This is a genomic window from Rhodococcus sp. ZPP, from assembly GCF_017656075.1.
GTDB lineage: Bacteria > Actinomycetota > Actinomycetes > Mycobacteriales > Mycobacteriaceae > Rhodococcus_F > Rhodococcus_F oxybenzonivorans.
Map to the genome: position 1 here is coordinate 6,456,488 of NZ_CP058638.1, position 14,650 is coordinate 6,471,137.

Sequence of the window (14,650 nt, forward strand, 5' to 3'; positions counted from 1 at the left end):
GCCGTGGTCGGAACCACTGCGCATCCTCGTTACTCTTGGCACCATGACGTCGCACAAGAGCACCCAGACGATGAAGCCGGCAACCGCGGCGAAGAAGCTGGGTGTGTACCTCGAAGCCACACCTGCCGAGTTCCAGGAGGGTGTCGTGTCCCGCGACGAGCTCACCGCGCTGCAGTCCGATCCGCCCGAGTGGTTGCTCGAACTGCGGCGCAACGGCCCGCACCCGCGTTCCGTGGTCGCGGCGAAGCTGGGGGTCTCCATCGCGGGCCTCGCGCGTGGCGGGGTCACCGAGGCCCTCACCACCGAGGAGATCGACAGCCTCATGGCGGATCGGCCGGAGTGGTTGCAGCAGGAGCGCGCCACCCAGGCCGAGGTTCGGCAGGAGGCCGTGCGTATCAAGGAGAAGAAGGCGGCACGACGCGATCAGCCCCGGAAACGACGTTCGTGAACCGCTAGCCCTCGACGATGCTGAGTTCGTCGAACACCACTTCTCCGGCGGCATCGGACTCGGGGAGATCGACGACGGCGGTCAAGGCCCAGCCGTGATCGCCCTGCGGGTCCTCGAGGACCTGACGCACGCGCCAGAACTCGGGGGCCACCTCCACCTGGAAGAGCTGGGGTCCACGCGCGGAGGGTCCGGTGCCCACGGTGGAGTACTCGTCGAAGTAGGGGAGGAGCTGTTCTTCCCACTCGTACGCGTCGATGCCGTCGCCGAGCGCCTCGAGCTCGGACCACCGTCGCCGTGACGCCAGCTCGATGCGCCGGAACATCGCATTGCGCACCATCACCCGGAAGGCACGTTCGTTGGCGGAAATGGGTCGTGGGACGTCGGCACCGAACGCGACCTGCTGAACGTCACCTTCCGCGCCCGGATCGGTAAGTGATTCCCACTCGTCGAGCAGGCTGGAATCCACCTGGCGGATGAGTTCACCCAGCCACTCGATGAGATCGTCGAGTTCTTCCGTCCGAGCTTCCGTCGGAACCGTCTGCCGCAAGGCGCGATAGGCGTCGGCGAGGTAGCGCAGGACCAGTCCCTCGGACCGTGCCAGTCCGTAGTGGCTGACGAGCTCGGCGAAGGTCATTGCCCGCTCGACCATGTCGCGGACCACCGACTTGGGTGACAGCGCAAACTCCGAAATCCACGGGTGCCCACCGCGATACATCTCGAACGCCGGGAACAGTACATCGGACAACGGCTTCGGCCACGTGACCTCCTCGAGGAGTTCCATGCGCTCGTCGTACTCGATTCCGTCCGCCTTCATCTGCGCCACAGCCTCGCCGCGGGCGGCATGCTGCTGCGCCATGAGTACCTGCCGCGGGTCGTCGAGGGTCGACTCGATGACCGAGACAACGTCGAGCGCATAGGATTCCGACTCCGCGTCGAGTAGTTCCAGCGCCGCGAGCGCGAATGTCGACAACGGTTGGTTGAGAGCGAAGTCCCGTTGCAGTTCCATCGTGAGGCGGGCCATCCGCCCATCGGCATCAGGTTCGTCCAGCCGCTGCACGATGCCGGCGTCGATCAACCCGCGATACAGCGACAGTGCCTTCAAGATGTGCTTACGCTGCGCGGGCCGCGACTCGTGGTTGTCCTCGAGGAGATGCCGCATCGAGGCGAAACAATTGCCGGGTCGCGCGATGACATTGAGCAGCATGGAGTTCGATACCGAGAACCGTGAGATCAACGGCTCGGGTGAGGCTGCGACGAGGCGGTCGAACGTGGCCTCGCTCCACGAAACGAATCCGTCCGGCGCCTTCTTACGCTGGACCTTCCTACGTTTCTTCGGGTCGTCGCCGGCTTTGGCCAGTGCCCGCAGGTTCTCGACCTCGTGCTCGGGGGCCTGGACCACGACGGTGCCGAGGGTGTCGTACCCGGCTCGGCCGGCACGTCCCGCGATCTGATGGAATTCGCGCGCACGCAGGTGACGCGTGCGGCTGCCGTCGAACTTGGTCAGGCCGGTGAGGAGCACGGTGCGGATGGGCACGTTGATGCCCACCCCCAGTGTGTCGGTGCCACAGATCACTTTGAGCAGTCCGTCCTGGGCCAGCTTCTCGATCAGCCTGCGGTACTTGGGCAGCATCCCCGCATGGTGCACACCGATACCGTGCCGCACGAGGCGGGAGAGGGTCTTGCCGAAGCCGGTGGTGAAACGGAAGCCGCCGAGTGCCTCGGCGATGGCATCCTTTTCGGCGCGGGAACAGAAGTTCACACTGGTCAGCGCTTGGGCACGTTCGAGCGCCGCGGCCTGGGTGAAGTGCACGACGTATACGGGAGCCTGATTGGTGGTCACCAGTTCTTCGATGGTCTCGCTCACCGGGGTGGTCGCATACGAGAACATCAGCGGGACGGGTCGCTCGGTACCGGCGACGACGGTGGTAGGCCTGCCCGTGCGCCTCGTGAGGTCGGTGGAGAAGAAGTCGACCTCACCCAAGGTGGCCGACATCAAGAGGAACTGGGTGTGGGGGAGTTCGATGAGGGGCACCTGCCACGCCCAGCCGCGATCCGGCTCGGAATAGAAGTGGAACTCGTCCATCACGACTTGCCCGATGTCGGAGTCGGGTCCCTCACGTAGCGCAAGATTCGCGACGATTTCTGCAGTCGCGCAGATGATGGGCGCCCGGGAGTTGACGGCGGCGTCACCGGTCATCATTCCGACATTCTCCGCGCCGAACACCTCACAGAGCGCGAAGAACTTCTCGCTCACCAGGGCCTTGATGGGCGCGGTGTAGAAGGTGCGCTTTCCGGTGGCCATGGCGAAGAAGTGCGCACCGACCGCGACCATCGACTTGCCGGATCCGGTGGGCGTCGCCAGGATCACATTGGCGCCGGAGACGAGCTCCATGATCGACTCTTCTTGGGCGGGATAGAGCCGCAGACCTCGATCTTCGGTCCACGAGGTGAAGGCGTCGAAAACGGAATCAGGATCCGCGTCTTCGGGGAGAAGGTCGGGAAGAAGCACTGCTACAGGCTAGCCGTACAGCAGTACGCCGCTCTCGCGCCTATGTCGCGCTGCGTTCGTCGGAACCCATGGCGTCGAGAACAGCCATTCGGGTGGACGCACTGCCGGTGATCGTTCCCTCGCCGACACCGGAAATCAACATCTGCCGCCATCTGGCCTCGTCGAATGCCAGCGGACGAGTGCCGGCGAGGAACTTCTCGATGGTGCGCAGAAAGCGCATCGGGTCGTCCCGGAACGGGAAGTGACCGGCACCGCGAAAGATCTCGAGGTGTGAACCCGGCATGGCGGCATGAGCGAGGTGGGCGTGAGCGACCGGGATGACCGCATCCTGGTCCCCCCAGATGAGTTGCACCGGGAGGTTCTCGGTCAGGTAACACCGGTCGAGCATCGTGACCACCTGACCGCGCCAGTCGACGACCGCGCGCAGCGTGCGTAGGTACGCCTCGTACGCCGTGGGGTCGTAGAGCTCGGCGAGCACGCGGACGAGATCCGGGGTGTCGTGCAGGATGGCGCCGGGGCGGAGCCTGGTTCCGTTGAGCTGGCCGATCGCATTGCCGAGCAGCCGGACCGTCGGCATTGCCCCGGGAATGCGCAGCAGTTTGAGGGCCTCGTTCAGGATCGGGACCGACGCGAGGCGGAGTAGGGGATGGACGTCCTTGGTGACGCCGCCGGCAGAGACTAAAACCAATCGGTCGACCATCTGCGGGAACTGGTAGGCGAACTGCATGGCTACTCCGCCACCGAGTGAGTGCCCGATGACGGTGACGTTGTCGATGCCGAGGGTCGAGAGTAAATCGCGCATGCCGTTGGCGTAGGCCGCCACGGAGTAGTCGGCGCGGGGCTTGTCGGAGCGTCCGTGACCGAGAAGGTCCGGTGCGATGACTGTGTAGTTGCGGGCCAGATGCGGGATGATCTCGGTCCAGGTGGACGAGTTGTCCCCGATTCCATGGATCAGCAGGAGGGCTGGGCCCTCACCGGCCATGCGGAACGCGCGACGGTATCCGTGGATGGTGCGAAACATCATGCGGGTTTCGGCGTCGGGAACAGGCCTGAGCTTACGAATGCGAGTGTCGCTCATGTCGCCTCCTGAACTAGGTGAACTTCCCGAATGTTGACCTCTCAATCATCCGCTTCGGTTCGACGCTATTGCACGGGCGTCCGGTGAACAACTGATCAGGGCGGTCGCACAGCAACCGGGTGGCGGCCGCACAGCCGCCTTTCCGTCAGGCTCCGCCCGCTGTTCCGGACTCGCCATCGGACCGCTCTCCATGGCCGTCCTGCTGCGCTTGCTCGGCAAGGAAGCGCTCGAATTCGGCCCCCAATTCGTCCCCGCTCGGAAGGTCTTCCTCGCTGGCCAGGAGGCTCGACTGCTGCTCCTGGGCCGTTACGTAGGCATCGTACTGACGCTCGAGGGCATGAACCACGGTTTGGACCTCTTCGTTACCCGCGATGTGCTCGTCGACCTGTTCCTTCACCCGTGCGGCTGCCTCGCCGAGCGCGTTGAGGGGCAGCTGGAGATCTGTGACCTCACTAACATTCTCGAGGAGGGTTTCAGCCGCCCCCGGGTAGTCGGTCTGCGCAAGGTAGTGCGGAACGTGAACGGAAAACCCGATCGATTCGTGACCGTGCTGCGCCATCCGTAACTCGATCAACGACGACGCGCTGCCGGGTACCTGAAGTTCGCCGGCCCAGCGCTGGTGGTCCTTGATCAATTCCTTGTTGGTCGAATGAGCAGTCACTCCCAGCGGCCGAGTATGCGGAATCGCCATCGGGATCGCATTGATACCCACTGTGCGCCGGACACCGAGTTGTTCCGCCAGCAGGCGCACCGCCGTGGTGAAGCGTTCCCACCGCAGGTCGGGCTCCATTCCGGCCAGCAGAAGGAAGGGGGTCCCTGTCGTGTCCTTCAGGGCATACAGATTCAGTTCCGGCTGGTCGTAGTCCGAGAAGTGGTCGGACTTGAAGGTCATGGTCGGGCGACGTGAGCGATAGTCGACCAGTTCGTCCACCGCGAAGGAGGCAACCAATTCGCTCTCGAGGCTCTCCCGGAGGTGCGTTGTGGCGAGTTTGACGGCGTGGCCCGCGTCGGAGAAACCTTCGAGTCCGTGGATCAGCACCGGTCCCTGCCCGTCCGCGGAGGACAGCTGCGGTGCGGGAAACTCGAGTTCGTACATCTTCGACTGTTCGTCCATCACAGACCTCATCTCCTTCGTGCGTGACCTCCAGTGTCCCCTATCGTCTCCGGCATCGATACGTCGGACATTCTTCGCGGAGGTCTGCTTCGGGGGAACGCCTCGAAGGCAACGGATAATTCCCGTGTACCCCGTTTCCGTGTTCGCCCACAGCGAGCTCCCATGCCCAGCGTGGTGTGGGCAGGTCGCCGCGAACGGCATCCGCGCTCCTGGGCGGATGGGCGGTACTCAGTGCTCGACGTGCCCCAGCGAAGCGATTTCGGTGGACAACTCGTGAAGTCGGCGCTGTGCTCGTGCGAGCCGACCCTCGAGTTCGAGGATGTCGACGTTCAGTTGATCCCGCTCGGCCAATCGCCGGGCGAGCTCGTATTGAACCGATTTGGTCTTCATCTTTTCACGATACGCCCAGGACAATGGCAGCTCCTCTCGGAAAAAGGCGTGGACGCGGGTACCGAGGTGCCGAATCCGCGGGCCCATCGCCCGCGCGAAGTTGAACGCTCTGCCTCCCCGAGGGCACTGCGGACTTCTGGCAGAGTGGCGGAAAGGGCTCGGTTGACGAGCCGCCAGCAGCGGTACGGGAGGTCGACGGTGAGTTCGCGGCGTACGACGAGTCGAAGCGCGGTCCTCCTTCCTGTCGCTGTGCTTGCCGCGGTAGCCGGGGCGCTCGCGTCGTGCGCGTCCGAGGTCCCGGGTGTGGCTCAGCCCTCCAGCAGCATCGCGGCCGGGGTGCCCTCCGGCAGGGGTTTGTCGGCACTGTTGTTGGAGCCGTCCGACTTCCCGTCCAAATATCAGGCGATCGTGCTGCCGCCGCACGCCGTGTCGATGGCCGCACCGGATCTCACGGGTGTTCCCCAGGACGCCGTCGTCGATCCGTCGGAGTGTGCTCCGCCGGCCCAGGACTACGGACCGACCGGAACGGTGATGGCCGTGGGCACCGACAACGCGAGCCGGTCGACGATCACGGTCGAGCTCGCCAAGACAGACACACCGCTCGACGAACTCGAGCAGCAGACGGCGAATTGCGGTGAGATGACCGTAGCGGCCAGCGGTGCCGAATCGACGGTCGCCACCGACATCATGCCTGCCCCGCCGATTCGAGCGGACGACACGCTGGCCCTGCGCCGCACGGTTCGATCCGGCAGTGACGGCGACAAGGTCACGCAGTCGATGCTGACGTTGATCGCGCAGGTAGGGGATGTCCGTGTGTCGGCAACGTTCATGTCCTTCGGACACGCCACGGCGGACACCTCGGCGCTCGACGACGTGTTCACGAGAGCGGTGCAGAAGGTTCGAGCAGGCTGAGCGCGGCAGATAGCACACGGCTCCGACACCCTGCGCGGGTCCACAGCGCATTCGTCCGGCTCGGCTGCCCGTTTGTCCACAACCTGCCGCTCATCCACAGCCCGACCCATTGTCGCTGGTCGGTGAATTCGGGGGCTCCGGTGCGCGTTCAGAGTCAAGTGCATGACGACGTCCGCGTTTCCACACAGGTCCGGTTCCGACCCCACCGGCCGACACTTCTTGCCGCCCGAGCAGCTCCGCCTGTGCGATCCCGGCGACCTCCTCGCCGCGATCCCCGCGCTCCTCGGCTTCCGTCCGGAACGGTCCATCGTAGCCGTGTGTTTGACGGATGATTCGACGGTCGGGGCCGTGATGAGGCACGACCTCGTGCTCGGTGGCGGTGATATACCGACTGCACCCATGTGCGCGGCCGTGGACCAATTCGCTGTGGTATGCGAGCGTGAACAGGCCACGGGCGTGCTGGTCGTCCTCGTCGACGACCGATTCGCGGATCCTACGGACACGTCACGGGCCGAAGTGGCAAGTATCGTGTCGGAATTCGAGGACCTCCTGGATCGGACGTCCACCGAACTGCTCGATGTCTTCGTGACCGCCGACATCGGCGCCGGCAACCGGTGGTTCGGACTGCTGGGTGGGGGACGATACGGTGTGCAATCGGATCCGGCGGCCTCTCATGTCGCCGTGGCGCAGGTCGTCAGTGGCCGGGCAATCCGGTCGTCCCGTGAAGATCTGGAAGCGACCGTAGAGGCAGGTCCGGTCGGCGAGCGGGTCCGCATCGCCGAACTCCTCGACGATGTTCGCGAATCTGCCGCGCCGAGAGGCCAATTCGCGGGACGCACCGACACCCGGGGTGATCGCCGCGAACTTGAATTCGTGCTGGCCCACATCGCACGGTTGCATTCGGGACAGGGAGTGGCCGCGCACGAATATGTCGAGCTGGCCCTGGCACTGGACAATCTGGTTGTTCGCGACAGTCTTCTCGCACTCGCCGTCAGCGCATATGCCGACGATGCCGAACAACTGTGGATTCTGCTGGCACGTCATCTTCCCGATCCCGAACGGGCCACCGCAGCAGCCCTTCTCGGGTACAGCGCGTACGTACGTGGCGACGGACCGCTGGCCGGCGTTGCCTTCTGCGCGGCACTGGAAGCCGATCCCGATCATGCATTGGCCGCGCTCCTGGACAACGCCTTGCAATCGGGACTTCGGCCGGCGGCGGTTCGTGAACTGGCCGGTCTCGGCTACGACTCAGCGCGGAAGATCGGCGTCACCCTGCCGCCGCCGATCGACACCTGAGAACAGCATCATCGCCGCGCCGCGTGGGACCTGTCGCCGAGTTGTTGCAGATAGGCCCACGCGTCGGCGACGATCTCATCGAGATCGGTGTGTTCCGGCCGCCACCCGAGTTCCGCGATGGCGCGGTCACTGGACGCGACGAGAATCGCTGGGTCGCCGGCTCGGCGCGGCGCGTCCTCCACCGGGATGGGCAGCCCGGTGACCCGGGCACATGCCGAGATCACCTCGCGGACACTGAATCCCGCACCGCTTCCGAGGTTGTAGATTCTGTGACGGCCTTCGATGGACGACTCGAGCGCGAGCAGATGCGCCTCGGCCAGATCGAGAACGTGAATGTAGTCGCGCACCGCCGTCCCGTCCGGCGTGGGCCAGTCGGTTCCGAACATCGAAATCTTCTCGCGTTGGCCGAGCGCGACCTGAAGCACCAGAGGGATCAAATGCGTTTCCACGACCCGGTTTTCGCCGACCGACTTGTACGCGCCCGCCACGTTGAAATAGCGCAGGCTCGTCGCCGCGAACGAATGTGCCACTGCGTAGGACGTGATGGCATGGTCGATGGCGAGTTTGGTGGCTCCGTACGGATTCGTGGGACGGGTCGGATCCGCCTCGGTGATCGGCGAATGCTCCGGCTCACCGTACGTTGCGGCCGTCGAGGAGAAGACGAGCCGCCACGTTCCCGAATGTCGCATGGCTTCGAGGAGTTCGAGAGTGGTGACGACGTTGCCGCGCCAATACTTCTCCGGGTACTCCACGGACTCGCCGACGAGCGACTGCGCCGCGAAGTGCAGCACACCGTCGAACCTGGGAGTTCCGCCGGTCCCGAGGACATCCACGGCGACGTCGGCGACATCACCTTCGATGAACTCGGCACCGAGCGGCACCGCGTCGGCATTGCCCGTGGACAGGTCGTCGATGATGACGACCTCGTGTCCCCGCTCGAGCAACACGGTGCTGCACACACTGCCGACATAACCGGCGCCGCCGGTGACGAGAAGTTTCATCGACTATCCCTGGACCTTCACCTGGACGGCGTGCGCCATCTCTTCGGAAAGGTCGAACCCGCTGTGACCGGGCACGGTGATCGTGACCGATCCCGGTTTGGTCTCGACCGTCACGCGGGCGTCCGGAACCACGCCTGCCTCACGCAGTTGACCGATGACATCGGGATCCGACTGAACGTGCTCGGCGAGGCGCCGCACGACCACAGCTGTCGGCTTACCGGGAGGAACGTCCGTGAGACGGATGAGTGTCTCCGGCGCGTCCACCGGGCGTTCGAGGCCGAGCAGGGCAAGTCCGGGAATCGGATTTCCGTACGGCGACGTGGTGGGGTTGTTGAGCACCTCCACGAGCCGCCGTTCGACCTCTTCGCTCATGACGTGCTCCCAGCGGCACGCCTCGGCATGGACCTCTTCCCACTTCAGGCCGATGATGTCGACCAGAAGGCGCTCCGCCAGTCGGTGCTTACGCATGACCGACACCGCAAGCTCGCGCCCCTTCTCCGTCAGTTCCAGATGGCGGTCACCGGCGACCAGGAGAAGGCCGTCGCGTTCCATCCGGGCGACGGTCTGGCTCACCGTCGGGCCGCTCTGCTCCAGTCGTTCGGCAATCCGTGCTCGAAGTGGGACGACGCCCTCTTCTTCCAAGTCGTAGATCGTCCGGAGGTACATCTCCGTGGTGTCGACCAGATCCTTCACACTCACACCCCTTCGTCCTTGCCGATTCTACCGGTCATCCGCCCTCACCGGCGCGCTCCCTCCCGGAGCGCGCCCGGCCGGGCCTGTTCGGGCAGTCCCCGGGCCCCGGGAGGGGTCTGCTCGCGCGGGCCCCGGCCCCCGGGAGGGGTCTGCTCGCACGGTCTGCGGAGGACCAGTAGCGTGAGTTCATGACCGCGTCGTTCAGTTCCGGAGAGGATTCGGCTGCAGGGGTATCGAACCGTGTAGTCGTGTGGAGTCCGGACTATCTCAGCTACCGGTGGAGTGCGGACCACCCGATGAATCCCACTCGGCTCGAGCTCACCATGTCGCTCGCGCGTGCGCTGGGAACGCTCGAGGGTGTGGAGTTGGTTCGCCCCGACGCGGCCGCAGACGCAGATCTGCTGCGCATCCACACCCCCGGATACGTCGAGGCGGTCAAGCAGGCCGGGCACTCGCAGGCGTCGGGCGTGCTCGGCGCGGATGCGCCGTACGGGCTCGGTACCGAGGACAATCCGGTGTTTCCGCAGATGCACGAGGCGAGTGCCATCCTCGCCGGCGGCTCTCTCGCGGCGGCCAAGGAAATCGCATCGGGGCGCACCCGCAGGGCCGTGAGTATCGGCGGGGGAATGCACCACGCGATGCCCGGCTGGGCGTCCGGCTTCTGCGTGTACAACGATGTCGCCATCGCCATTTCCTGGTTGCTGGACAACGGGTTCGACCGCATCGCCTACATCGACGTGGACGCGCACCACGGGGACGGTGTCCAGCACGCTTTTGCCGGCGATCCACGTGTACTGACCATTTCGTTGCATCAGCATCCTGCGACGTTGTGGCCCAACACCGGGTGGTCGAGCGAAGTCGGCGAGGGGGCGGGGGAGGGTACCTCGATCAACCTTCCGGTTCTTCCGGGCACAGTGGACGCACTGTGGCTCAGAGGGTTTCACGCCATCGTTCCCGGGGCGCTCGCGGCGTTCCGTCCGCAGATCGTGATCAGCCAATGTGGCGTCGACAGCCACCGTGAGGATCCGCTCGCCGACCTGTCACTGACGGTCGATGGTCAGCGTGCAGCGTTTCTCGCGATGCGTGACCTTGCGGATCGGTACTCGGAGGGTCGCTGGCTGGCTGTGGGCGGCGGCGGCTACGGGCTCGTGCGGGTGGTTCCGCGGTCGTGGACACACCTCATCGCCGCGGCCCTGGACCGCGAGATCGACACGGGCACCGCAGTACCCGAGGTGTGGCGCGAGCAAGCGTCCGCGCTCGCACCCAGTGTCGACCTACCCGAGACGATGGGTGACGGTGGCGAGGTCGCCTACCTGCCCTGGGATGGGCCGGGGGGCACACCCGAAACAGGAAACGCTTCGGTCGACCGCGCACTGACCCGCATCGACTCCGCAGTCATCGCCACCCGCCGGGCCTGCTTCCCGCTACTCGGCCTCGACCCGGAGGATCCTCGTGACTGAATCGACGGACGGCGCTCCCGATTCGGCGCACGACTACCCGCATCACTGGGTGGTCGATGTGCTGGCAGCGGACGGCGGCGCGGTGGCGCTGCGGCCGATCGTGCCGGAGGACGCCGAGAAGCTCGTCGCGTTTCACGCGAAGTTGTCCGAACGTACCCGCTACCTACGCTATTTCGGCCCGTACCCCACCATGTCCCAACGCGACATCGTGCACTTCACCACGATCGACCACAAGAATCGGGTGGCTTTCGTGGTGGTCCTCGGCGACGAGATCATCGCCGTCGGGCGGTACGAACGGCTCGTCGGTGAGGGGGACGGCAAGTCGGCGGAAGTGGCATTCGTCGTCGCCGACGCGCACCAGGGACGGGGACTCGGGCCGATCCTCCTCGAGCATCTAGCCGGGGCAGCAGCAGAAAACGGGCTCACCATGTTCGTCGCCGAGGTCCTCGCGGAGAACCGCAACATGGTCACGGTGTTCCGCGAAGCGGGTTATCAGGTCAGTCGCAGCTACGAGGGCGGAGTGCTCAAACTCGAGTTCGCGATCGACCCCACCGAAGCCATGGTCTCGGTGCGTAATTCCCGGGAGCGGGCGGCCGAGGCGCGCAGTATGCGAAACGTGCTCAGTCCGCGGTCGGTTGCAGTGATCGGTGCCTCCACCGACAGTGCCAAGGTCGGGCACGCCGTGCTCACCAACCTGCTGCGGGCCGGGTTCACCGGCCCCGTGTACCCGGTCAATGCCGAGCATCGTTCCGTCCAGGGTGTGCGGGCCTACCCGACCGTCCGCGACATTCCCGACGAGGTGGATCTCGGCGTGGTCGCCGTCCCCGCCGAGTCGATCAGCGCAGTTCTGGACGACTGCCTCGACAAAGGCGTCAAAGCGCTCGTCGTGGTCTCGTCCGGATTCAGCGAAACCGGACTCGACGGAAAGCAGTCCGAGAGGCGTCTCGTGCACGCGGCGCGGGCGCACGGGATGCGACTCATCGGGCCCAACGCACTCGGAGTGGCCAACAACGACGCCGCGGTGTCCCTCAACGCCACGCTGGCGCCCGTGCTCCCGAGCCCTGGCAACGTCGGATTCTTCTGCCAGTCCGGTGCGCTCGGAATCGCCATCCTCGACGAGGCCGCCCGAAGTCGAATCGGCTTGTCTGCGTTCGTCTCGGCCGGTAACCGGGCTGACGTCTCGGGTAACGATCTCCTGCAGTATTGGGATTCCGATCCTGCTACCGAGGTGGTCCTGCTCTACCTCGAAAGTTTCGGCAACCCACGGAAGTTTTCGCGAATCGCTCGCCGCGTTGCCCGCAACAAGCCGATCGTCGCGGTGAAAAGTGGCCGGCACGCGGTTCCCCCGGCGCTGGCTGCCACGGGCGTCGAAATGGACGATTCGATCGTGCGGGCACTGTTCGAGCAGGCCGGTGTCGTGCAGGTGGGGTCGATTTCCCAGTTGTTCGACTGCGCTCTCCTGTTCGGATATCAACCGTTGCCTGCGGGGCCGCGGCTCGCGGTGGTCGGCAACTCCACCGCCTTGGGGGTGTTGGCCGCTGACGCGGCGCGCAGCGAAGGCCTGCACGTCGGCGACCCGGTCGACCTCGGACCGCAGGCCGGACCGGACGAATTCGCCAGCGCCGTGCGCACGGCGCTGTCCTCGGCCGACGTCGACGCGGTCATCGCGGTCTTCGTTCCGCCCGTTGCCATACCGGTCGAGCCGTTCGCCCAGGCGCTGAAGGAAGCCGTCCGCGATGCCGACAAGCCGGTTCTGACCACGTTCCTCGCAGCGGAGGGCGTCCCGGACGTCCTCGCGGTGCGGGGCGAAGACGGGCATCCCACGCGCGGCTCGGTGCCGTCCTATCCGGGACCGGAACGGGCCGCGCTGGCGCTTGCGCGCGCCTGGCGGTATGCCGCGTGGAAGAGCAAACCCGCATCCAAGGTCGTGCGACCCGCCGGGATCGACCCCGAGAAGGCGAAAGAGATGGTGGACACCTGGCTGTCCACGTCGTCGGGGCGGTGGCTGTCCGATTACGAGGCGTCGCAACTACTCGCGTGTTACGGAGTCGAGGTTGTGGAGTTCCGCTCGGCCACGACCGAGGAAGAAGCTGTTGCCGCGGCCGACGAACTCGGCTACCCGGTGGCGGTGAAAGCAACCGGTGAGCAGTGGCGCCACCGCCCCGACCTCGGGGGTGTGCGGCTCGACCTCGTCGGCCCCGACTCCGTTCGGCTGGCGTACCGCGACCTGGCCGCGGCGTCCGGTGAACCCCTCCTTCACGTGCAGCGAATGGCGACGAAGGGAATCGGCTGCGTGGTCGGCGTGCAGGACGACCCGTCGTTCGGCGCACTCATCTCGTTCGGGCTCGCCGGCGTGATTTCCGACCTCCTCGGGGACCGCGCGTACCGGGTGCTGCCGCTCACCGAAGACGCGGCTACCGAACTGATCGATGCGCCGAAGGCTGCACCGCTGCTGTCGGGGTACCGGAGTGCGGTGCCGGTGAACAAGTCGGCGCTCGTCGATCTGGTCCAGCGGATCTCCGCACTCGCCGACGACCTCCCCGAGGTACGGGAACTGGCCTGCGAACCCGTACTCGCGTCCGCCGAGGGCGCTCAGGTCACCGACTCACGGGTGCGCATCGGTCCGGAACCGAGTTTCGCCGACCTGGGGCCACGCAGGCTCCGTTAGATGCGACGCTGCCGGTGCCGGTCTCGAAAACCGGCACCGGCAGCGGGTAGACACAAATCAGTCGGTGGAGTGCGAAGATCAGCTGGCGTAGGAACGCAGCCGCTCCGCGCGATCACCCTGACGAAGCTTGCCCATCACTTCACGCTCGATCTGGCGGACCCGCTCGCGTGAGAGCCCGAAGAGCTTGCCGATCTGATCGAGGGTGCGCGGCTGACCGTCGTCGAGTCCGTACCGCAGGCGGATCACCTGCTGCTCGCGTTCGTCGAGAGTGGCCAGAACGCTGCGAACGTCGCTGTGCAGAAGACCGGCGATGACCGCGTTCTCCGCCGACGTGGCTTCCGAATCCTCGATGAAGTCGCCCAGAGGAGCCTCTTCGTCGTTGCCGACCGGCATATCCAGGCTCACCGGGTCGCGGCTGTGGTCGAGGAGATCCGCGATCTTGTGGGCCGGAATGCCCGACTCCTCCGCCAGTTCGTCGTCGGTGGCCTCACGGCCGAGTTGCTGGTGCAGCTCACGCTTGATGCGGGCGAGTTTGTTCACCTGCTCGACGAGGTGCACTGGCAGCCGGATGGTGCGGCTCTGATCGGCCATGCCCCGGGTGATGGCCTGACGAATCCACCACGTGGCATACGTCGAGAACTTGAAACCCTTGGAATAGTCGAACTTCTCCATCGCCCGGATCAAGCCCAGGTTGCCTTCCTGGATGAGGTCGAGCAAGGGCATGCCACGGCCCGTGTAGCGCTTGGCCAGCGACACCACGAGGCGAAGATTCGCCTCGAGCAGGTGCGCCCTGGCCGACTGTCCGTCGCGGACGATCGTCGCAAGGTCTCGCTTCTTCGCGGGGGACAGTCGCTTGCCGGTCTCGAGAACATGCGCGGCGTACAGCCCAGCCTCGATTCGCTTGGACAGCTCCACCTCGTCCGCGGCCGTCAGCAGAGCGGTGCGGCCGATCCCGTTCAAGTAGACGCGGACCAGGTCGGCAGCCGGGCTCTGGGCGTCCAGATCGGCGGCGCTGGGGCGAATGCGAGTAGTGGTGCTGGGGCTTGTCATGACTTGCCTCCTCATCGGTGGTGTCTCATAG

Annotated in this window: 12 protein-coding genes; 5 read left to right on the top strand and 7 right to left on the bottom strand. The window is 65.7% G+C overall.

The window, feature by feature from the left end; translation table 11 throughout:
* Nucleotides 1-43 precede the first annotated feature (43 nt).
* Nucleotides 44-448 (top strand): DUF5997 family protein, encoded by a 405-nt coding sequence (locus HYG77_RS29790; RefSeq protein ID WP_109330697.1) that lies wholly within the window; start codon nucleotides 44-46, stop codon nucleotides 446-448.
* Between the two features lie 4 nt (nucleotides 449-452).
* Here the strand turns inward: HYG77_RS29790 and HYG77_RS29795 are convergent, their stop codons facing one another.
* The 4 genes from HYG77_RS29795 to HYG77_RS40005 all read right to left on the bottom strand — a co-directional run bounded on the left by HYG77_RS29795 (nucleotide 453) and on the right by HYG77_RS40005 (nucleotide 5,539).
* Nucleotides 453-2,957 (bottom strand): DUF3516 domain-containing protein, encoded by a 2,505-nt coding sequence (locus tag HYG77_RS29795; RefSeq protein WP_208961391.1) that lies wholly within the window; start codon nucleotides 2,955-2,957, stop codon nucleotides 453-455.
* Nucleotides 2,958-2,997: 40 nt separating this feature from the next.
* Nucleotides 2,998-4,035: an alpha/beta hydrolase gene (locus HYG77_RS29800; RefSeq protein WP_109330693.1), complete on the bottom strand. Its 1,038-nt coding sequence runs from the start codon at nucleotides 4,033-4,035 to the stop codon at nucleotides 2,998-3,000.
* 145 nt (nucleotides 4,036-4,180) lie between these two features.
* Nucleotides 4,181-5,149, bottom strand: coding sequence for a PAC2 family protein (locus tag HYG77_RS29805; protein WP_208961392.1), 969 nt, complete (start codon nucleotides 5,147-5,149; stop codon nucleotides 4,181-4,183).
* 228 nt (nucleotides 5,150-5,377) lie between these two features.
* Complete coding sequence (locus tag HYG77_RS40005) at nucleotides 5,378-5,539, bottom strand: hypothetical protein (RefSeq protein WP_159926358.1); 162 nt, start codon at nucleotides 5,537-5,539, stop codon at nucleotides 5,378-5,380.
* A gap of 198 nt (nucleotides 5,540-5,737) precedes the next feature.
* Here HYG77_RS40005 and HYG77_RS40010 point away from each other — a divergent pair, with 198 nt between their 5' ends.
* Both HYG77_RS40010 and HYG77_RS29815 read left to right on the top strand, forming a co-directional pair.
* Nucleotides 5,738-6,451 (top strand): DUF5642 family protein, encoded by a 714-nt coding sequence (locus tag HYG77_RS40010; protein WP_244373310.1) that lies wholly within the window; start codon nucleotides 5,738-5,740, stop codon nucleotides 6,449-6,451.
* A gap of 162 nt (nucleotides 6,452-6,613) precedes the next feature.
* On the top strand, nucleotides 6,614-7,747 hold the full coding sequence (locus HYG77_RS29815) for a DUF4192 domain-containing protein (RefSeq protein ID WP_109330687.1): 1,134 nt from the start codon (nucleotides 6,614-6,616) through the stop codon (nucleotides 7,745-7,747).
* Between the two features lie 8 nt (nucleotides 7,748-7,755).
* Here the strand turns inward: HYG77_RS29815 and galE are convergent, their stop codons facing one another.
* Both galE and HYG77_RS29825 read right to left on the bottom strand, forming a co-directional pair.
* Entirely contained in the window at nucleotides 7,756-8,748 is a 993-nt protein-coding gene (gene galE, locus HYG77_RS29820) for a UDP-glucose 4-epimerase GalE (protein WP_208961394.1), read from the bottom strand.
* Nucleotides 8,749-8,751: 3 nt separating this feature from the next.
* A complete protein-coding gene (locus HYG77_RS29825; protein ID WP_109335161.1) occupies nucleotides 8,752-9,441 on the bottom strand; it encodes a metal-dependent transcriptional regulator in 690 nt (229 codons plus the stop codon).
* A gap of 188 nt (nucleotides 9,442-9,629) precedes the next feature.
* Between HYG77_RS29825 and HYG77_RS29830 the strand changes: the two genes are divergently transcribed.
* A complete protein-coding gene (locus tag HYG77_RS29830; RefSeq protein WP_109330683.1) occupies nucleotides 9,630-10,901 on the top strand; it encodes an acetoin utilization protein AcuC in 1,272 nt (423 codons plus the stop codon).
* Entirely contained in the window at nucleotides 10,894-13,569 is a 2,676-nt protein-coding gene (locus tag HYG77_RS29835; RefSeq protein WP_208961395.1) for a GNAT family N-acetyltransferase, read from the top strand. The genes HYG77_RS29830 and HYG77_RS29835 overlap by 8 nt, the downstream gene beginning before the upstream one ends.
* Nucleotides 13,570-13,647: 78 nt before the next feature.
* On the opposite strand, the gene HYG77_RS29840 is transcribed toward HYG77_RS29835, so the two are convergent.
* Nucleotides 13,648-14,619: a sigma-70 family RNA polymerase sigma factor gene (locus tag HYG77_RS29840; protein ID WP_109330679.1), complete on the bottom strand. Its 972-nt coding sequence runs from the start codon at nucleotides 14,617-14,619 to the stop codon at nucleotides 13,648-13,650.
* Nucleotides 14,620-14,650 lie beyond the last annotated feature (31 nt).